The 18,863-nt window shown below is 34.9% G+C and carries 18 protein-coding genes and 1 riboswitch; of the genes, 15 read left to right on the top strand and 3 right to left on the bottom strand.

Annotation, left to right across the window (positions count from 1 at the left end; genetic code table 11):
- Positions 1–741: a hypothetical protein gene (locus JMI89_RS06685; RefSeq protein WP_187754755.1), complete on the bottom strand. Its 741-nt coding sequence runs from the start codon at positions 739–741 to the stop codon at positions 1–3.
- 488 nt (positions 742–1,229) lie between these two features.
- Between JMI89_RS06685 and thrS the strand changes: the two genes are divergently transcribed.
- From thrS to JMI89_RS06740, 11 genes are all read left to right on the top strand, one after another.
- Positions 1,230–3,158 (top strand): threonine--tRNA ligase, encoded by a 1,929-nt coding sequence (gene thrS, locus JMI89_RS06690; RefSeq protein ID WP_187754756.1) that lies wholly within the window; start codon positions 1,230–1,232, stop codon positions 3,156–3,158.
- A gap of 43 nt (positions 3,159–3,201) precedes the next feature.
- On the top strand, positions 3,202–3,741 hold the full coding sequence (infC, locus tag JMI89_RS06695) for a translation initiation factor IF-3 (RefSeq protein ID WP_187754846.1): 540 nt from the start codon (positions 3,202–3,204) through the stop codon (positions 3,739–3,741).
- A gap of 86 nt (positions 3,742–3,827) precedes the next feature.
- Positions 3,828–4,025, top strand: coding sequence for a 50S ribosomal protein L35 (rpmI, locus tag JMI89_RS06700; protein WP_187754757.1), 198 nt, complete (start codon positions 3,828–3,830; stop codon positions 4,023–4,025).
- An 18-nt stretch (positions 4,026–4,043) separates the two neighbouring features.
- Positions 4,044–4,397 carry a 50S ribosomal protein L20 gene (gene rplT / locus JMI89_RS06705; protein ID WP_024496189.1) on the top strand — a complete coding sequence of 118 codons (354 nt, stop codon included), beginning with the start codon at positions 4,044–4,046 and terminating at the stop codon, positions 4,395–4,397.
- Between the two features lie 266 nt (positions 4,398–4,663).
- On the top strand, positions 4,664–5,647 hold the full coding sequence (gene pheS / locus JMI89_RS06710; protein ID WP_220679622.1) for a phenylalanine--tRNA ligase subunit alpha: 984 nt from the start codon (positions 4,664–4,666) through the stop codon (positions 5,645–5,647).
- 14 nt (positions 5,648–5,661) lie between these two features.
- On the top strand, positions 5,662–8,049 hold the full coding sequence (gene pheT, locus JMI89_RS06715) for a phenylalanine--tRNA ligase subunit beta (protein WP_220679623.1): 2,388 nt from the start codon (positions 5,662–5,664) through the stop codon (positions 8,047–8,049).
- 5 nt (positions 8,050–8,054) lie between these two features.
- Positions 8,055–8,348 (top strand): integration host factor subunit alpha, encoded by a 294-nt coding sequence (locus JMI89_RS06720; RefSeq protein ID WP_187754760.1) that lies wholly within the window; start codon positions 8,055–8,057, stop codon positions 8,346–8,348.
- A gap of 54 nt (positions 8,349–8,402) precedes the next feature.
- Positions 8,403–8,447, top strand: a riboswitch (PreQ1 riboswitch).
- A 2-nt stretch (positions 8,448–8,449) separates the two neighbouring features.
- Positions 8,450–8,923, top strand: a complete 474-nt coding sequence (queF, locus tag JMI89_RS06725; RefSeq protein WP_220679624.1) for a preQ(1) synthase — start codon at positions 8,450–8,452, stop codon at positions 8,921–8,923.
- 27 nt (positions 8,924–8,950) lie between these two features.
- On the top strand, positions 8,951–9,610 hold the full coding sequence (queC, locus tag JMI89_RS06730; RefSeq protein ID WP_220679625.1) for a 7-cyano-7-deazaguanine synthase QueC: 660 nt from the start codon (positions 8,951–8,953) through the stop codon (positions 9,608–9,610).
- Positions 9,611–9,631: 21 nt separating this feature from the next.
- The gene (locus JMI89_RS06735; protein WP_220679626.1) at positions 9,632–10,792 is read left to right on the top strand and encodes an acyltransferase family protein; all 1,161 of its coding nucleotides are present in this window, start codon (positions 9,632–9,634) and stop codon (positions 10,790–10,792) included.
- A 117-nt stretch (positions 10,793–10,909) separates the two neighbouring features.
- Entirely contained in the window at positions 10,910–11,587 is a 678-nt protein-coding gene (locus JMI89_RS06740; RefSeq protein WP_220679627.1) for a 7-cyano-7-deazaguanine/7-aminomethyl-7-deazaguanine transporter, read from the top strand.
- Positions 11,588–11,689: 102 nt separating this feature from the next.
- Here the strand turns inward: JMI89_RS06740 and fis are convergent, their stop codons facing one another.
- Together fis and dusB are read right to left on the bottom strand one after the other, a co-directional pair.
- Positions 11,690–11,986, bottom strand: a complete 297-nt coding sequence (gene fis, locus JMI89_RS06745; RefSeq protein WP_187754765.1) for a DNA-binding transcriptional regulator Fis — start codon at positions 11,984–11,986, stop codon at positions 11,690–11,692.
- A gap of 15 nt (positions 11,987–12,001) precedes the next feature.
- Positions 12,002–12,982: a tRNA dihydrouridine synthase DusB gene (gene dusB, locus JMI89_RS06750; protein WP_255562871.1), complete on the bottom strand. Its 981-nt coding sequence runs from the start codon at positions 12,980–12,982 to the stop codon at positions 12,002–12,004.
- Positions 12,983–13,313: 331 nt separating this feature from the next.
- Here dusB and cmk point away from each other — a divergent pair, with 331 nt between their 5' ends.
- The 4 genes from cmk (at position 13,314) to JMI89_RS06770 (ending at position 18,810) form a co-directional block, all read left to right on the top strand.
- A complete protein-coding gene (gene cmk / locus JMI89_RS06755) occupies positions 13,314–14,003 on the top strand; it encodes a (d)CMP kinase (protein ID WP_187754766.1) in 690 nt (229 codons plus the stop codon).
- A gap of 93 nt (positions 14,004–14,096) precedes the next feature.
- On the top strand, positions 14,097–15,779 hold the full coding sequence (rpsA, locus tag JMI89_RS06760) for a 30S ribosomal protein S1 (RefSeq protein ID WP_187754767.1): 1,683 nt from the start codon (positions 14,097–14,099) through the stop codon (positions 15,777–15,779).
- A gap of 131 nt (positions 15,780–15,910) precedes the next feature.
- Complete coding sequence (locus JMI89_RS06765; protein WP_187754768.1) at positions 15,911–16,195, top strand: integration host factor subunit beta; 285 nt, start codon at positions 15,911–15,913, stop codon at positions 16,193–16,195.
- 320 nt (positions 16,196–16,515) lie between these two features.
- The gene (locus JMI89_RS06770; RefSeq protein WP_220679629.1) at positions 16,516–18,810 is read left to right on the top strand and encodes a DNA internalization-related competence protein ComEC/Rec2; all 2,295 of its coding nucleotides are present in this window, start codon (positions 16,516–16,518) and stop codon (positions 18,808–18,810) included.
- Positions 18,811–18,863 lie beyond the last annotated feature (53 nt).

Below are 18,863 nucleotides of genomic sequence, written 5' to 3' on the forward strand. Positions count from 1 at the left end.
TTAGTCCCTACTAATTTTGACATCATCACTTTGTTTTTGTGTTGGAATAGCGTGTTCCGTTTGTTGTTCTTGTAATGCTTTTATTTTAGATTCGCGCTTATCAGCCAACTCTTGGTCAATATATTTCATATCAGGATGAATTAAGTAAAGGGTATTTTTATCGATATCACCTTGTAATGAACACAGTAACATGGCGTGATTATCGTCAATTTTTTCAAGATAAATTGATTTTTCAATGGTGTTAGCACGCGGTACGACACCATCAAAAATATACGGGTTATTCTGCCAGCCTTTATCATGATTTTTGCTATCATAGATCCTTGAATTAGCAACGGCAGTCATTTCGTTAAAAGGTTGCCATGATAATTGTGGTAAACGACCCTGTATTTCTTTAATCGAGTTATTCACAGTGAATCCCCAATAATAATATTTACCTAACAAATTGGTGTTAATATAAATGTTTTGATAACCCGCTAATTCCAAACCACGATATTTAATTGGTTCTTTGAACCTATATTCATGATCATTTGTTGATGATACATCGCTGACTGGAATGTAAGCTATATCATCTTTTATAGTCAGATCACTGTAAGGTGAAATGTCTTCAATATTATCTTTTAATTGATGAAAAAAACTATTATCACAATTAAGAAATGAATCTACGACGCTAGTAACATTATCATTACCTATTGCATAATGGCAGACAAAAAGGCAACCCAAAAGAACAGTCTTTTTATTCATCTTATTCTATCCTTGAACGTTAAAGTGTTCAAATTTATTTAAAGTTTTCGATTAAGTATTAAAATTATATCGCTATTTTTATCTAATTTATGTAAAAAGTTTTCTTTTTTGAAAATACTCGAAGGTATACATATTGTCAAATCAAAAAATGTAAAGCATCTAATTTTCAGTTAGACGGTAGATAGCTAAATTATTTTATAGTTTATCACATTGGTTTTTATTAAATAATGAATATCTATATTAACTTAGTTCTTACATTATTTTTACTCTTTTGATTTTTTACTGACGTAACATTTTTATCTTCATATTTTTTACTTTCAAAAAGTGCTTGTTAAAAAATTATGAAGTATTTTAAAGCAAAATAATAAATGATATAATTCGCGACCATAAAATTTGTATCCCATTTTGAATTAATTTTTTTACCTAGCTGATGCAAGTGTACTGTCGTAGGGTACACCACTACATTAATAGGGTTTTAAGGAATGTCCATGCCAGTAATAACTCTTCCTGACGGAAGCCAACGTCATTATGAATCTGCAGTCACTATATTAGAAATTGCACAGAGTATTGGAGCCGGTCTTGCCAAAGCATGTATTGCAGGCAGAGTAAATGGTGAAAGAAAAGATGCCTGTGATTTAATTGAACACGATGCCAATGTTGCTATTATCACGGCGAAAGATGAAGATGGATTAGAAATTATCCGTCATTCATGTGCTCATTTATTAGGGCACGCCATTAAACAACTTTGGCCTAATACCAAAATGGCAATTGGACCTACCATAGATAATGGTTTTTACTATGATGTTGATTTAGATCATACCCTTACTCAGGAAGATCTCGATGCATTAGAAAGACGTATGTTAGAGTTAGCCAAGAAAAACTACGAAGTAAAAAAAGAAGTAGTCAGCTGGCAGCAAGCACGCGATGTCTTTTGGCAACGACAAGAGCCTTATAAAATTGCAATTTTGGATGAAAATATACCACAGGATGCTAAACCAGCCCTTTATCATCATGAAGAATATATTGATATGTGTCGTGGGCCACATGTTCCTAATATGCGTTTTTGTCACCATTTTAAATTGCAAAAAATTGCTGGTGCTTATTGGCGTGGTGATAGCAAAAATAAAATGTTACAACGTATCTATGGAACTGCGTGGGCTGATAAAAAGCAATTAGATAGCTATTTACAATTTTTAGAAGAAGCGGCTAAACGTGACCATCGTCGTATCGGTAAACAATTGGATTTATATCATATGCAGGAAGAAGCACCTGGCATGGTATTTTGGCATAACGATGGATGGACAATTTTCCGTGAACTTGAAGTATTTGTTCGTCTTAAACTAAAAGAGTACCAATATCAAGAAGTGAAAGGTCCATTTATGATGGATCGTGTTCTATGGGAAAAAACTGGACATTGGGCAAATTATCAAGATCTTATGTTTACAACATCATCTGAAAATCGAGAATACTGTATTAAACCAATGAACTGCCCAGGCCATGTGCAAATTTTTAATCAAGGTTTAAAATCATATCGTGATTTACCATTACGCATGGCTGAATTCGGTAGTTGTCATCGAAATGAACCATCTGGATCTTTGCATGGTCTTATGCGTGTTCGTGGTTTTACCCAAGATGATGCACATATTTTTTGTACAGAAGAACAAATTCGTGGTGAAGTTAATAGCTGTATCAAAATGGTTTATGATATGTACAGCACCTTTGGATTTAAAGATATTACGGTAAAATTATCTACACGCCCGGAAAAGCGTATTGGTCGTGAAGAAATTTGGGATATGGCCGAAAGAGATTTGGCAGAATGTTTGACTGAAAATGGTATTGAATTTGAATATTTACCAGGAGAAGGGGCATTTTATGGTCCAAAAATTGAATTTACCCTTCATGACTGTATCGGTCGTGCATGGCAATGTGGTACTGTACAACTTGATTTCATGTTACCCGACCGTTTAGAAGCAAGTTATGTCGGTGAAGATAATGATCGTCACGTACCGGTTATGATTCATCGGGCAATTTTAGGTTCAATGGAACGGTTTATCGGTATTTTAACTGAAAACTGTGCAGGTTTCTTTCCAACATGGTTAGCGCCTACGCAAGTTGTGGTAATCAATATTACTGACAATCAAGCAGATTATGTTAAAAAATTAACCGAAACATTACAAAATGCCGGTATTCGAGCCAAAGCAGATTTGCGTAATGAAAAAATAGGTTTTAAAATACGTGAACATACTCTAAAGCGTGTACCATATATGTTAGTATGTGGCGATAAAGAACTTGAAGCAGGAAAAGTTTCAGTTCGTACACGCCAAGGTAAAGATCTTGGTAGCTTTGCAGTCGAACATGTTGTAGAATTACTGCTCAACGAAATTCGTACTCGTTCTTTGAATCAGATCAGTGATTAAAATGATCTGGTTTTGTTATTGTATTTGATTGGAGGATTTAGGTATTAAAGCTGGAAAACGTATTCAAACAACTCGTGCACATAAAATTAATGATGAAATTACCGCACAAGAGGTCCGATTGACTGGAGTTGAAGGCGAACAAATCGGAATTGTTAGTTTAAAAGAAGCGATTAGGCAGGCAGAAGAGGCATCTTTAGATCTTGTAGAAATTAGTCCCAATGCAGAGCCACCAGTTTGCCGTATTATGGATTATGGCAAATTCCTTTATGAAAAAAGCAAGGCAACAAAAGAGCAGAAGAAAAAGCAAAAAGTTGTTCAGGTTAAGGAAATTAAGTTCCGACCTGGTACAGATGAAGGTGATTATCAGGTAAAACTCCGCAGCCTGATACGCTTTCTTGAAGATGGTGATAAAGCCAAAGTTACGCTGCGGTTCCGTGGTCGTGAGATGGCTCACCAGCAGCTAGGTACCGAAATGCTCGATCGCATTAAGGAAGACTTAGTTGATTTGGCGATTGTTGAATCTTATCCAAGTAAGATTGAAGGGCGTCAAATGATTATGGTGCTTGCACCGAAGAAGAAATAGTAAGGTTTATCAAGTATATTCTTATGTAAATAAGAATAACACCTTCTATTTTATGTCATTAACAATGCGGATGTGGAAGTATTAATATGCCAAAGATTAAAACTGTACGAGGCGCAGCAAAACGCTTCAAAAAAACAGCTTCAGGTGGGTTTAAACACAAGCAAGCTAACAAAAGTCATATCTTAACTAAGAAATCGACTAAACGTAAACGTCATCTTCGTGGTTTGACCATGGTTTCTAAAGGTGATTTAGGTTTAGTCAAAGCGTGTGTTGCACACGTTTAATTATTTAAGGAGAATATTATGGCTCGCGTTAAACGTGGTGTTATTGCTCGTGCTCGTCACAAGAAGATTTTAAAACAAGCTAAAGGTTATTATGGCGCGCGTTCTCGCGTATATCGTGTTGCATTCCAAGCTGTCATTAAAGCTGGTCAATATGCGTATCGTGACCGCCGTCAACGTAAACGTCAATTCCGCCAATTATGGATTGTTCGTATCAACGCAGCAGCGCGTCAATGTGGTTTATCTTATAGCCGTTTTATTAATGGTTTGAAGAAAGCTTCTATTGAAATCGATCGTAAAATCCTTGCTGATATTGCGGTATTTGATAAGAATGCCTTTGCTGCCTTAGTCGAAAAAGCGAAAGCAGCGTTATAATTTTGCTGAGGTCGAATAATTCGACCTCAGTTTTTCAAACAGAATAATGTGATTTATGATGAATACAGTTTTTTTTCGTTTCTTTTTTGGCTTTATAAATAAATTCATTTTGAGGCAAAATGAAAACGAAAATAGATTGTAAGTGGCCTCGTAAAGAGGCCTTTTTTTTTGGTATAGTTATTTGAAATGTTCGTTACATCACGTAAAAGAATATTTAAACATCTAGTAGTTAATAAAGTTTTTAACAAATAAAATAAGAGGATGCTATGTCTCAATTAATAGAATTGGTCGACAAAGCCAAATTGGCAATTAGCAATGCACAAGATATTAATGCAATAGAACAGATACGCGTTGATTATTTGGGTAAAAAAGGTCATTTTACTTTGCAAATGGCTTCGTTACGCAACGTCCCTGCAGAAGAAAGGCCCGCTGTAGGTCAAAAAATAAATGATGCTAAACAAGAAGTTGTTACGGCTTTAAATGAGAAAAAAGCATTGTTAGAACGTGCAATACTAGATGCAAAATTAGCTAACGAAACGATTGATGTAACTTTACCTGGACGTAAAATGGAATTGGGTGGGTTGCACCCAGTAACAATAACGATTAATCGTCTAATTGATTTCTTTAGTAAATTGGGTTTTATTGTTGAAACAGGACCGGAAATCGAAGATGACTATCATAATTTTGATGCATTAAATATTCCTGCACATCATCCTGCTCGGGCTGATCATGATACCTTTTGGTTCGATGCAAATCGTTTACTGCGTACGCAAACTTCTACCGTACAGATTCGGACTATGGAAACTCAAAAACCACCTATTCGTATTATAGCACCAGGGAAAACATATCGTAATGATTATGATCAAACTCATACTCCAATGTTTCATCAAATGGAAGGTTTATTGATTGATAAAAATATCAGTTTTACTCATTTAAAAGGGTTACTGCATGATTTTCTTCACTGCTTTTTTGAAGATAATATGGAAATTCGGTTCAGACCAGGGTATTTCCCTTTTACTGAACCTTCCGCTGAAGTTGACATTAAAGCAAAAAATGGCAAATGGCTAGAAGTATTAGGATGTGGAATGGTTCATCCTAATGTATTACGTAATGTGGGTATTGATCCTGAAGTATACAGTGGGTTTGCGTTTGGTATGGGGATTGAACGATTAACCATGTTACGTTATGGCGTCACTGACTTACGTTCTTTCTTTGAAAATGATTTACGCTTCTTAAAACAATTTAATTAACTGGAGGACCAAACATGAAATTTAGTGAAAGTTGGCTACGTGAATGGGTTAATCCAGCAATTAGTAGTGAACAATTATGTGATCAGCTCACTATGGCTGGTCTAGAAGTTGATGATGTAGAAAATGTCGCTGGTGACTTTTCTGGAGTAGTGATTGGGCGAGTGGTTGAATGTCAGCAACATCCTAACGCTGATAAACTTAGGGTTACTAAAGTTGATATTGGTCAAGCGCAATTACTAAATATTGTTTGTGGCGCTCCTAATTGTCGCCAAGGGTTAATGGTTGCTTGCGCAACGATTGGCGCTGTGTTACCAGGTGATTTTAAAATTAAGGCGGCTAAATTACGTGGTGAACCTTCAGAAGGAATGTTATGTTCTTTTTCTGAATTGGGTATTTCCGATGATCATAGTGGTATTATTGAATTACCTGATGATGCACCCTTGGGTGAAGATGTTAGGAAATACTTGCAATTAAACGATAAAATGATCGAAATCAGTGTTACTCCTAATCGGTCAGATTGTTTTGGCATTATGGGTATTGCAAGGGATATTTCATCAATTAATGATGTAAGTCTTACACCTGCAAAATTTGTGGAGCCACAAGTTACTATTGCTGATAAAGTTAATGTATCAGTACTAGAACCTGAGGCGGCGCCACGTTATTTGGCTCGGGTGATAAAAAACATAGATGCTACAAAGTCGACACCTTTATGGATGAAGGAAAAGTTACGTCGAAGTGGTATTCGTTCAATTGATATCGTAGTTGATATTACCAATTATGTGCTTATTGAACTTGGTCATCCAATGCATGCTTTTGATTTAGATAAAATTGAAGGTGGCATTACGGTTCGTTATGCTCATCCTCAAGAAAAACTGATTTTATTAGATGGTAATGAAATAGAGATCAAAGACAATACATTAGTCATTGCTGATGATAAAAAAACGTTAGCATTAGCGGGAATATTTGGTGGAAAAGAGTCAGGGGTGTCACCTGAAAGCAAAAATGTGCTATTAGAAGCGGCATTCTTTTCTCCAGTTACCATTGCGGGTAAGGCAAGACAATATGGTTTGCACACTGATGCTTCGCATCGTTATGAGAGAGGCGTGGATCCTTCACTACAACATATCGCAATGGAACGAGCAACAGAGTTATTATTATCGATTTGTGGTGGTTCAGCAGGGCCAATAACTGATGTTACCGATCACAATGCTCTACCGAAACCCGCAGTTATAACGTTGACTCGACAAAAGATTGAACGATTGATTGGGTGTCATATTGCTGGGCAACGTGTCACTGATATTCTTGCTCGCCTTGGATGTGAGGTAATAGCTAATGATGATCACTGGCAAGTTAAGGGACCAAGCTGGCGGTTTGATATCCAAATAGAGGAGGATTTGGTTGAGGAAATTGCTCGCATTTATGGATATAACAATATTCCTAATGAACATCTTAATATTGAATTAATGATGCATTCAAACCCAGAAAAGAATATTTCGCTAAATAAATTTAAACAGTTATTAGTTAATCAGGGTTATCAAGAAGCGGTAACATACAGCTTTGTTGATCCTAAAATTCAAAGTCTAATACACCCAAATCAGATGGCATTAGCATTACCAAATCCAATATCAAGTGAAATGTCAGTAATGCGTTTGTCATTATGGACTGGCTTGCTTAATGCGGTTATTTATAACCAGAACAGACAACAACAGCGGGTCAGATTGTTCGAAACAGGGTTGCGATTTGTACCTGATGTGAATAGTGAATTTGGCATTAGTCAGCAAACTTTATTAGCTGGTGTTATTACAGGAAATCTTTATGATGAACACTGGGCAATGAAAAAACGTACGGTTGACTTTTTCGATTTAAAAGGTAATGTTGAATCGTTGTTAGCACTTTCTGGGTTGACCGATCAAGTTCAATTTAAAAAGTCACAACATCCAGCATTACATCCTGGACAGAGTGCGACTATTTATGTTAATGATGAACAGGTTGGCTATTTGGGGGCTATTCATCCTGAAATCGAAAAGAAATTAGGATTAAATAGTAAAACACTTGTTTTTGAATTTATTTTAGATAAAATTAATAAAAAGACAGTACCTATAGCAAAAGATGTTTCTAAGTATCCTGCAAACAGACGGGATATAGCTATCATTGTTGATAGTGATGTCTGTGCAGCAGATGTTTTAAGTGTATGTAAAAATATTGGTGGTGAGCAGCTAATCAACGTCAATCTGTTTGATGTGTATCAAGGTGAAAATATCAAAGAGGGGCAAAAAAGCTTAGCTATCAGCATGATATTGCAAGATAAAGCACGTACACTTGAAGACGAGGATATAACTCACATTGTAAGTAACTGTATTGTTGCTTTACAAGATCGTTTTAAAGCATTATTAAGAGAATAATAATTATGACATTGACTAAAGCCGATATTGCAGAACGTCTAACAGACAAATTTAATCTTGATCGCCAAGAATCCAAAATTTTGGTGGAATTATTTTTTGAGGAAATCCGAGTCGCCTTAGAAAAAGGCGATACCGTGAAGTTATCCGGATTCGGAAATTTTTCTATTCGCGATAAAAAATCTCGTCCTGGACGTAATCCAAAAACTGGTGAAAATGTTGCCATTACTGCTCGTCGTGTAGTAACATTTCGTCCTGGGATTAAATTTCGAGAACGTGTTGAAAAAAATTTAGGGGCCTAATTCAGGCTAATTAAAAGTTTTATCGAAGCACTAACAAATGTTAGTGCTTTATTTTTTACTGTGGTTCGCAATCCTCCCACAAAAAAAAACTAAGGAAAATTATGAGTAACGTTACACTACTTGGCGATCAATCTGTTCGCTATCCAACTGACTATTGTCCAAATATTTTAGAAACCTTTGATAATAAACACCCCGGTAATGATTATTTTGTTAAATTTAATTGCCCGGAATTTACCAGCCTTTGTCCTATCACAGGTCAACCTGATTTTGCGACGATTTATATTTCGTATGTGCCGAATATTAAAATGGTCGAAAGTAAATCACTTAAGCTCTATTTATTCAGCTTCCGTAATCACGGTGATTATCATGAAGATTGTATTAATATCATCATGAAGGATTTGATTAAATTAATGGATCCAAAATACATTGAAGTCTGGGGTAAATTTACACCTCGTGGCGGTATTTCAATCGATCCATATGCAAATTACGGTAAACCCAGCACTAACTGGGAACAAATTGCGCTTAATCGTTTAGCTAATCACGATCTTTATCCTGAAAAAGTCGATAATCGTTAATCTCTTCATCCTAACAGGAAATTTTTAATGCAACATCGTAAAGCACTTGTGATATTTTCTGGTGGGCAAGATTCGACCACTTGTCTACTGCAAGCAATTGCTGATTATGGGCGTGAAAACGTTGAAACAATCAGCTTTCAATATGGTCAAAGACATGCCATTGAGCTTGAAAAAGCCAAATGGATTGCTGACGATCTTGGTGTAAAGCAAACCGTCATTGACACTTCAGTGATTAAACAAACGACTAATAATGCCTTGATTGATGACTCACAAGAGATTAAATCAGCTCAAGAAGGGAATTATCCGAATACCTTTGTTGACGGGCGTAATATGCTATTTTTATTGTTAGCCGGGTGTTATGCCAAACAGCACGGTATTAAAGATATCATTATTGGCGTATGTGAAACCGATTTTAGTGGTTATCCGGATTGTCGAGATATCTTTATTAAATCCATGAATGTTTCGATGAATTTAGCCTTGGATTACACGTTTAACATCATCACCCCATTAATGTATCTGACTAAAGCGCAAACATGGGAAATAGCTGATAAACTCGGTTATCTTGATTATATTAGGCTACACACTCACACTTGTTATTATGGGGTTGACGGCGGATGTGGTCAGTGTCCTAGTTGCGAGTTACGTGAAAAAGGGTTAAATCAGTATCTAACCCATAGCTTTAAATAGTATTATTTAAAGGGGAAATGCATGTCTGACAATCATCAACGATTAGTCTCATTGGATGTATTGCGAGGAATGACCATTGCAGGAATGATTTTAGTGAATAATCCCGGGTCGCCAAATGCTATCTATCCTTTACTTAGGCATGCTAAATGGAACGGGCTGACTTTTGCCGATCTTATCTTTCCGTTATTTATGTTTATTATGGGCGTGTCGACTTATATTTCCTTAAATAAATTAGAATTTAAGCTTAATAAAATTCTGTTAATTAAAATCTTGAAAAGAACACTGATTATTTTTGCTATTGGATTATTGATTGCTTGGTTTTCGGTTTTTCTTGCTTTGTATAAGCATTTTAATTGGCTGCCGTTTCATGAGCGGATGGTTGAATCTTTGTCTCGTATAGATCAAATCCGAATTATGGGCATTTTACAACGTTTAGCGATCTGTTATTTGTTTTCTTCTCTTATTATTTTATGTTTTGATAGAAAATATTTGCCTGTTCTGATCGTTCAAATATTATTTTTTTATTTTTTCATCTTATATTTGGGCAACGGGTTTGAGCAAAAAAGTAACAACATTATTGCTAACGTCGATAGAATGATTTTGGGTGAAGAGCGTATGTATTTTGATGATGGTATTTATTTTGAGCCGGAAGGGGTATTAAGTACTTTTCCGGCTATTGCTCAAGTCCTTATTGGCTTTTGTATAGCCAAACAAATATTTGCTACTAATGTCAATGTCGACAAAATAAAAATCTTGATTAAATACGGGATAATTTTTTCAATAATAGGGTTTATTTTGAGTTTTATCTGCCCAATTAATAAAAAAATCTGGTCACCGTCATTCGTATTGATCACTTGTGGTATAGGTTGTGTGTTATTTGCCTTATTAATTTGGTTGATTGATATCAAAAAATACAAAAACGCTGTTCATTGTTTTATCCCATTTGGCATGAATTCTTTATTCATTTTTGTTATCGCCGGTATAATTTCGATTATAACGCGTAGAATGACGCTGGTTTATCATTCTGATTCATTGAGTTTGCGACAATTTCTGTATTCAAAAGTTTTAGCGCAATATTTTGGAAACTATCCCAGTTCTTTTATCTATGCCTTATTCATTGTCGGTATTTGTTGGTTGATTGCTTTTATTTTATATAAAAAGCATTTTTTTATAACAATTTAAAAATATTAAATATCGATGTAATTAAATTCGGATTATCCGACATTTTTAACCTTAATTACATCATTTTTACGTTAAACATTATGGGTTCTCTCACCCCATTCAAAAAAGGAAACGAATATGTATTTGGATATTCACTCAGACACACTACAGAAAAAATTTACCCTAGCTCAGCAGCGTAAAGCACTTTGCTGGCTCTCTTTTTTTCATATTTTAGTTATTGCATCAAGCAATTATCTGGTACAAATCCCGTTTGATATCTTCGGTTTTCATACCACATGGGGAGCATTTACCTTTCCATTTATCTTTTTAACCACCGATTTAACCATCCGGGTATTTGGTGCCAGCCTTGCCAGAAGAATTATCTTTGTTGTCATGATACCTGCTTTACTGTTCTCTTATTCCATTTCGGTTGTATTTTTTGAAGGGCATTGGATGGGATTTTCAGCATTGTGTGATTTTAACAGTTTTGTTTTTCGAATTGCATTAGCCAGTTTTGCTGCTTATTTGGTTGGGCAGCTTATGGATATTACTGTGTTTAATTATTTACGCAAAAATAAAGCATGGTGGGTTGCGCCTTCGGCGTCAGCGGTGTTAGGTAATGGTATTGATACAATTGTCTTTTTTGCTATTGCCTTTTATCAAAGTAACGACGAATTTATGGCGAATCATTGGATCGAAATAGCCTCAATTGACTATAGTTTTAAAATTTTAATTTGTGGATTATTCTTCTTACCGCTTTATGGCATATTGTTGAACTTGCTATTAAAGCGTTTGGTCACATCAAAGACAAGTTAGATATTGTGATAATATTAATTTAATTTTTAATAATTAGAAAGGCGCTTAATTTGCGCCTTTACTTGAATTAAAATCATATCTCTCATAAGAGACAAGTAATAATTAACTCATGCCATATTGTTTCAATTTTTTACGTAAGGTACCACGGTTAATGCCAAGCATATTTGCAGCTCGAGTTTGATTACCACGAGTATACTGCATCACCATGTCAAGAAATGGTTGTTCTACCTCAGCCAATACAAGTTCATAAAGATCGGTAGGGTCTTGACCATTTAATTGTGATAAGTAGTTCCGTAATGCTTGTTTGACTGAATCTCGTAATGGTTTTTGGGTAATTTGCTCTTGAGAGTTAACAGTTGTGAATTTTAACGCTTCAGCTGTAACACGAATTTCTGACATAGTATTTTTAACTCTTTAATTAAAATTAGTTTTTTGAAAAAATGCTTCTAGTGCATTAATTTGCTGATTGGCATTATCAATGCAACTAAATAAGCGCCTAAAACGATCGCTCCCAACACAATTTTGGGTATACCAAAATACATGCTTTCTTGCAATCTGCAATCCTTTCTTTTCACCATAAAATTGATACAGAGCTTTTAAATGTTGTAATACAATGTTTTTTACTTCATTTATACTCTTTTCTGATTTTGATTTTCCATATTGTAAATAGAACGCTATGTCTTCAAAGATCCAAGGCCTACCTAATGCTCCTCTACCGATCATTATAGCATCAGCTTTGGTATATTGGAAAACTTCTTCCGCCTTTTCGGGGGTTATTATATCTCCATTAGCTATCACGGGAATAGAAATATATTGTTTTACTTGCTTAATCGAATCGTATTCCGCAGAACCTTTAAATAAGCATTCACGTGTCCTACCGTGAATAGTAATCGCCTTTATACCGCATTTTTGAGCAATTTGTGCGATATCTAAACAATTTTTATGCGCTTTGTCCCACCCCGTGCGGATTTTTAACGTAACTGGGACATTCACTGCTTGTACCACGTTAAGCAAAATTTGTTCCACTAATTTTGGATACTGTAACAGGGCAGAGCCAGAAAGATTTTTATTCACTTTCTTGGCGGGACAACCCATATTGATATCAATTAGTTCTGCACCTGAATTCATATTTAAAATAGCTGTTTTTGCCATTTCATCAGGATCGGCGCCGATAATTTGTACCGCTTTAATGCCAAGCTCTCGTTCATTAGCAAGTTTTTGTCTTGACTGTTGGGTATGCCAAATTCGCGAATTGGCTAAAAACATTTCTGCGAAAGCTAATCCCGCACCAAATTGATAACATAGTGAACGAAAAGGTAAATCAGAAATGCCAGCCATGGGAGCAGCAATCAACCGATTTTTGATCGTTAAATTACCAATTTCAAATGATTCCAGTATCACAAACAAAATCCTCTATAGGGGCGCGTATATTAGCACTTTTTTTTGTTCTGAAAAGAGGGAAACAGTAAAATAACGTAATATTTTAAAAAAAATTTTTTTATATTCGGTTTTTTCACAGTTTTTACTACAAATTATTGAATAAATAAGTTAATTAAATTAAGGCGTACTTAGCTGATATAGATAAAGTTATATTTTATTTTTTATTGTTTATTACCATATTATGAATATCGACATAGTATAGATCGCTTTATTAATGACTTTAGCGAAAGCGAATTTTTGCCTATAATTAGTGAAATTACACATTATAACACTCAAGGTAATTAATATGAATTCAGAGCATATCCCCGTCATTGCCGTTGATGGCCCTAGCGGCGTCGGTAAAGGCACTTTATGTGTTTTATTAGCTAAGCATCTGAAATGGCATTTACTTGATTCAGGAGCAATATATCGAGTTTTGGCGTTATCAGCAATTAAGCAGCATGTGGCATTGGAAAATGAGTTAGAATTGGCAATACTTGCAAAAAAATTATTACTTAGATTCATTTCAGACGAAACAGGTGTGCAAGTGATGCTAGATGATGAAAATGTATCAGCTCAATTACGTCTGCAGGAGATTGGTGATGCCGCATCTAAAATTGCTTCGCTACCGAAAGTAAGAGAGGCATTATTGCAACGACAACGAGCTTTCAGGACTTCTCCAGGATTAGTTGCGGACGGTCGAGATATGGGTACCGTGGTATTTCCACAGGCTACGGTGAAGATATTTCTCGATGCAAGTCCCCAAGCTAGAGCCGAAAGACGCATGAAACAGTTGCAAAAAAAGAAGATTTGTGCTATATATGACGAGATTTTGCATGAAATTATAACACGGGATGAACGCGATCGTAACCGAGCCATTGCGCCACTTAGATCTGCCACAGATGCATTTTTAATTGATTCAACTGATTTGTCAATTGATGAAGTATTCAAGCAAGCCTTAAATATAATCAATAGCAAAATTAATATTAATGTGTAAGCTTTACCATAGGAAGTGGTGGAGTATTTTAAACAACCCCCATCAGGCAAGAAGCTAGATGGACGTTATTTTAAATTAAAAAAGTATATAAATATGACAGAATCTTTTGCTCAACTCTTCGAAGAGTCTTTAAATCAACTTGATACTCGTTCTGGTAACATGATTCGTGGCGTTGTTGTCGCTATCGATAAAGATGTAGTATTAGTTGATGCTGGTTTAAAATCTGAATCAGCTATTCCAGTAGAAGAGTTTAAAAATGCCCAAGGCGAATTAGAAGTTAAAGTTGGTGATGAAGTTGATGTTGTTTTGGACTCCATTGAAGATGGCTTTGGTGAAACCATTTTATCTCGTGAAAAAGCTAAACGCCATGAAGCTTGGGTAACATTAGAAAAAGCTGTAGAAGATGCAGCGACAGTATTAGGTGTTATTAATGGTAAAGTTAAAGGTGGCTTTACAGTTGAACTTAACGGTGTTCGTGCTTTCTTACCAGGTTCATTAGTTGATGTTCGTCCATTACGTGATACTTCTCATATTGAAGGTAAAGAGATTGAACTTAAAGTTATTAAATTAGATCAAAAACGTAATAACGTAGTTGTTTCTCGTCGTGCCGTAATCGAATCTGAAAGCAGTGCAGAACGTGAACAACTTCTTGAAACCTTACAAGAAGGTTCAGAAGTTAAAGGTGTTATTAAAAATCTTACTGATTATGGTGCCTTCGTTGACCTCGGTGGAGTTGATGGTTTACTTCATATTACTGATATGGCTTGGAAACGTGTTAAACACCCAAGTGAAGTGGTTGAAGTTGGACAAGAAATTTTAGTTAAAGTATTGAAATTTGACCGTGACCGTTCTCGCGTTTCTCTTGGCTTAAAACAACTTGGCGAAGATCCATGGGTATCAATTGCTAAACGTTACCCAGAAGGAACTAAAGTAACTGGTAAAGTAACTAACTTAACTGATTACGGTTGTTTTGTTGAAATTGAAACGGGTGTTGAAGGTTTAGTACACGTTTCTGAAATGGATTGGACTAATAAAAATATTCATCCATCTAAAGTCGTAAGTCTTGGTGACGTGGTTGAAGTTGTGGTTCTCGAGATTGATGAGGAACGTCGTCGCATCTCTTTAGGCTTAAAACAATGCAAACCAAACCCATGGTTACAATTTGCTGATTCACATAATAAAGGTGACAGAGTTAGTGGTAAGATCAAATCAATCACTGATTTTGGTATCTTCATTGGTTTAGATGGCGGTATTGATGGTTTAGTTCATCTTTCAGATATTTCTTGGAATGTTCCAGGTGAAGAAGCAGTTAAAGCTTATAAGAAAGGTGATGATATTGAAGCTGTTGTTCTTCAAGTTGATGCTGAACGTGAACGTATTTCGTTAGGTATCAAACAACTAGAAGAAGATCCATTTAACAGTTTTGCAACTAATTTCAAAAAGGGCATGATTGTTAAAGGTAAAGTGACATCAGTTGATGCCAAAGGTGCAACAGTTGAAATTGCTGAAGGTGTTGAAGGTTATTTAAAAGCACAAGACATTGCTCGTGAACGCATTGAAGATGCAACCACTGCAATAAAAGTAGGCGATGAGGTTGAAGCTAAAATTATTAATTTAGATCGCAAAACGCGTGTAATAACTTTATCAGTCCGTGCTAAAGATGAAGCTGATGAGAAAGAAGCATTGGCCGCTGTAAATAATGCCCCTGCACAAGATGATGCATCATTTACTAATGCCATGGCTGAAGCATTCAAAGCAGCTTCAAAATCAGAGTAATTTTTCAAATTATTTAGGGTTCAAATTAAAGAGGGCATGCCCTCTTTTAATTTTAATAAACATTACGAATAAAATTTATAACAAAAAAATAATTAGCTAAAGTTACAACAAAAATAAAAAGGGTACTACTCATGAACAGATCAGATCTAACTGAAAAAATCGCCAATTGGCGAACGCATCTCCCAGTGCAATTAGTTGATGAAGCCATTAGAGATATTATTGAGCAAATTACTACAGCTATGGAATCGAACGATCGTGTTGAAATCCGTGGATTTGGTAGTTTCGCATTAAATTATCGGGCACCTCGAAAAGCAAGAAATCCAAGAACAGGTGGACAAGTTGAAGTTAGACAGAAGTATATTCCACACTTCAAACCTGGCAAAGAATTAAGAGAAAGAGTTAATAATGGTATATAATTTAGTTTTTCTACTCTTTTAACTATTTAAAGAATAATCAATAGCGTTTGTTCTAAAAGAATAAACGCTTCTACCTTTAATGATCAGTTGTTGTGCAAAATTGATTAAATGATAATTAATTGTAATATTTACTATAATTTTTATTAATCAATTTTGGTGTTTTTTTATTCGTCAATTTTTAGAATAAAATTTAATTGGAAAAGTTAAATAAAAACACAAATTATTGCGATTTAAATTGCATTTTTATGTTATTTAACCATTCTTCTAGAATAATTATGTAATTCTTTATATTCGTTATACTACGCGATATAAGGGATCATTTGATTAATAAAATTCCATATGACCTAATTTGTTTATCTTATTCTTTAGGTTGTTTACCGCTTCTGTTTATATCTTCTTTACCATCTGAATACAATTGGTATTGTTGGCTAATTCTGGCAATTCTTCTTTGCAGCATTTATTTTTTTTATCAAGTATTTAAACTTCTGCCCATCATATTTATCTTACTAGGATTCTTATGGTCAACCAATTATGCCAAGGAATATCTGATTTATGTTCAGCAATATATTGATGAAACGCTAGTAATTCGTGCTAAAGCGATTAGTTTGAATATGAGTGATAATCATGAAGTTGCACAGAAAAATGTCCATTTTTCAATTACTCATATAAATCACCAGTCAGTCAATTCTCCTCTGCCGATCGTTTTATTTTGGCAATCTACAACTTCACCTTATGCTGGTCAAATATGGGATATGAAAATTAAAACAAAAGTTGTTCATAGCTATCTTAACGAAGGAGGATTCGACAGTCAGCGATATGCAATGGCAAATCACCTACTATTAACCGGTACAGTAGAACAGGCAAAAATTGTTGAAGAACAAATTGGTTTAAGACAAATGGCAGTGAACGCCTTATTACCTTATGTAAATTTATTTGAATACAGCGATATTATGTTAGCCTTGGCTTTTGGTGATAGGTCAAGATTAACTCCAGAGCACAAAAAAATAATGTTTGAAACAGGAATAGCCCATCTAATGGCAATATCCGGTATGCATATTTTATTAGTAGCTTTAATGGGGAATCGCCTCACCCGTGGATTACAATTTTTACTTCCTAATCAAATGATTAAATATTGGCACCCATTATTAATCGGTTGGGTAATGGCATTATTTTATGCCTGGCTAACCGGTTTGAATGTACCAGCTTTACGGGCGATTTTGGCACTGACTTTATGGTCAGCTTTTCGTTACTTTAATTACTATTTAACGTCTTGGCAATTGATTAATCGCATTATTGCCATCTTACTAATATATGATCCATTAATGATTCTTGCTGAAAGCTTTTGGTTATCATGTTATGCAGTCTTTTGTTTGATATATATAGCAAATTGGTTTCCCTATCATGTTGTTGATAATAAATGGCAATATTTTAGACAATTATTGCGTTTACAATGGTTATTAACTTTACTATTTTTACCACTACAACTAATTATTTTTAATGGAATAAGCGGTGTCAGTTTGGTGGCAAACTTGCTAGCAATACCACTTATCACAATAATCATCTTTCCTGCAATTTTGATGTTATTAGTTTTCAGTATAATTGGTAATTTTTATATTACAGTTTGGTTTGGTTTTATTGCGGATCAAACACTTTATTATTTATTTGCTTTTCTCAAACCTATTGCTACATTTTGGATTAATGTAGAACAAGCCTATTTTCTGTTGAGTTTAAGCGGATGGTTAATGCTGATTATCTTGCGGATCAGTTTTTGGCGTAATTATTTTATATCCTGTCTTTTAATTTTGATAATTTTGCTTACTCCCTTATTAAAATCTAACCGAGTTCTATGGCGCGTAGATATGCTAGATGTAGGTCATGGATTGGCTGTTGTAATTAGGCAAAATAAATCGGCTATTCTTTACGATACAGGTGCAAAATGGCAAAACAGTTCTGCTGCAGAAAGAATTATTATTCCCTTTCTAAAATGGCATGGACTTAAACTTGAGGGAATTATCATCAGTCATGAGCATAATGATCATATTGGTGGACTTAATGTAATTCAACAACATTATCCCGAAGCATGGCTAATCACATCAAAAAAGCACTTAACTAATACTTATCCATGTATAGCCGGCAAAGAAATGTCTTGGAAGAATCTAAAAATGACATTTTTATGGCCATTAAAATTGCATGATCAAGCTTTTAATGCCGAATCTTGTGTGGTCAGAATAACAAGTAATAATTTTTCATTATTATTAACCGGCGATTTAGAACGACAACAGGAAGAACAGTTAGTATTAAAATATCGTAAATTATTATTTTCAACAATTTTACAAATTCCTCATCATGGGAGCAATACTTCTTCCTCATTTGCTTTCTTATCACATGTTAATCCAAAACTTTCGATAGGATCTGTTTCACGATATAATCCTTGGAAATTACCGTCTAATAAGGCTTTACATCGTTACGAAGATCTTAAATTAAAGTTTCTTTTAACTAGTAAAACGGGGCAAATATCACTGTTGTTTTATCAAGACAATTGGCTGATTCAATCCTATCGTAATCAAATAAAACCACGTTGGTATCATGATTGGTTTGGTGCTTTTGCTAAATAAAGGTAAAATAGACCAATTCTAAACGTATTATGGATTTTTTTAGTGAATAAAAA

The sequence above is a fragment of the Frischella sp. Ac48 genome (assembly GCF_019641635.1).
GTDB classification, from domain to species: Bacteria; Pseudomonadota; Gammaproteobacteria; order Enterobacterales; family Orbaceae; genus Frischella; species Frischella japonica.

What these genes read in the sequence shown, in the direction of transcription:
- JMI89_RS06685 (WP_187754755.1), bottom strand. Translation starts at nt 741, where the DNA reads ATGAATAAAAAGACTGTTCTTTTGGGTTGCCTTTTTGTCTGCCATTAT.
- thrS (WP_187754756.1), top strand. Translation starts at nt 1,230, where the DNA reads ATGCCAGTAATAACTCTTCCTGACGGAAGCCAACGTCATTATGAATCT.
- rpmI (WP_187754757.1), top strand. Translation starts at nt 3,828, where the DNA reads ATGCCAAAGATTAAAACTGTACGAGGCGCAGCAAAACGCTTCAAAAAA.
- rplT (WP_024496189.1), top strand. Translation starts at nt 4,044, where the DNA reads ATGGCTCGCGTTAAACGTGGTGTTATTGCTCGTGCTCGTCACAAGAAG.
- pheS (WP_220679622.1), top strand. Translation starts at nt 4,664, where the DNA reads ATGTCTCAATTAATAGAATTGGTCGACAAAGCCAAATTGGCAATTAGC.
- pheT (WP_220679623.1), top strand. Translation starts at nt 5,662, where the DNA reads ATGAAATTTAGTGAAAGTTGGCTACGTGAATGGGTTAATCCAGCAATT.
- JMI89_RS06720 (WP_187754760.1), top strand. Translation starts at nt 8,055, where the DNA reads ATGACATTGACTAAAGCCGATATTGCAGAACGTCTAACAGACAAATTT.
- queF (WP_220679624.1), top strand. Translation starts at nt 8,450, where the DNA reads ATGAGTAACGTTACACTACTTGGCGATCAATCTGTTCGCTATCCAACT.
- queC (WP_220679625.1), top strand. Translation starts at nt 8,951, where the DNA reads ATGCAACATCGTAAAGCACTTGTGATATTTTCTGGTGGGCAAGATTCG.
- JMI89_RS06735 (WP_220679626.1), top strand. Translation starts at nt 9,632, where the DNA reads ATGTCTGACAATCATCAACGATTAGTCTCATTGGATGTATTGCGAGGA.
- JMI89_RS06740 (WP_220679627.1), top strand. Translation starts at nt 10,910, where the DNA reads ATGTATTTGGATATTCACTCAGACACACTACAGAAAAAATTTACCCTA.
- fis (WP_187754765.1), bottom strand. Translation starts at nt 11,986, where the DNA reads ATGTCAGAAATTCGTGTTACAGCTGAAGCGTTAAAATTCACAACTGTT.
- cmk (WP_187754766.1), top strand. Translation starts at nt 13,314, where the DNA reads ATGAATTCAGAGCATATCCCCGTCATTGCCGTTGATGGCCCTAGCGGC.
- rpsA (WP_187754767.1), top strand. Translation starts at nt 14,097, where the DNA reads ATGACAGAATCTTTTGCTCAACTCTTCGAAGAGTCTTTAAATCAACTT.
- JMI89_RS06765 (WP_187754768.1), top strand. Translation starts at nt 15,911, where the DNA reads ATGAACAGATCAGATCTAACTGAAAAAATCGCCAATTGGCGAACGCAT.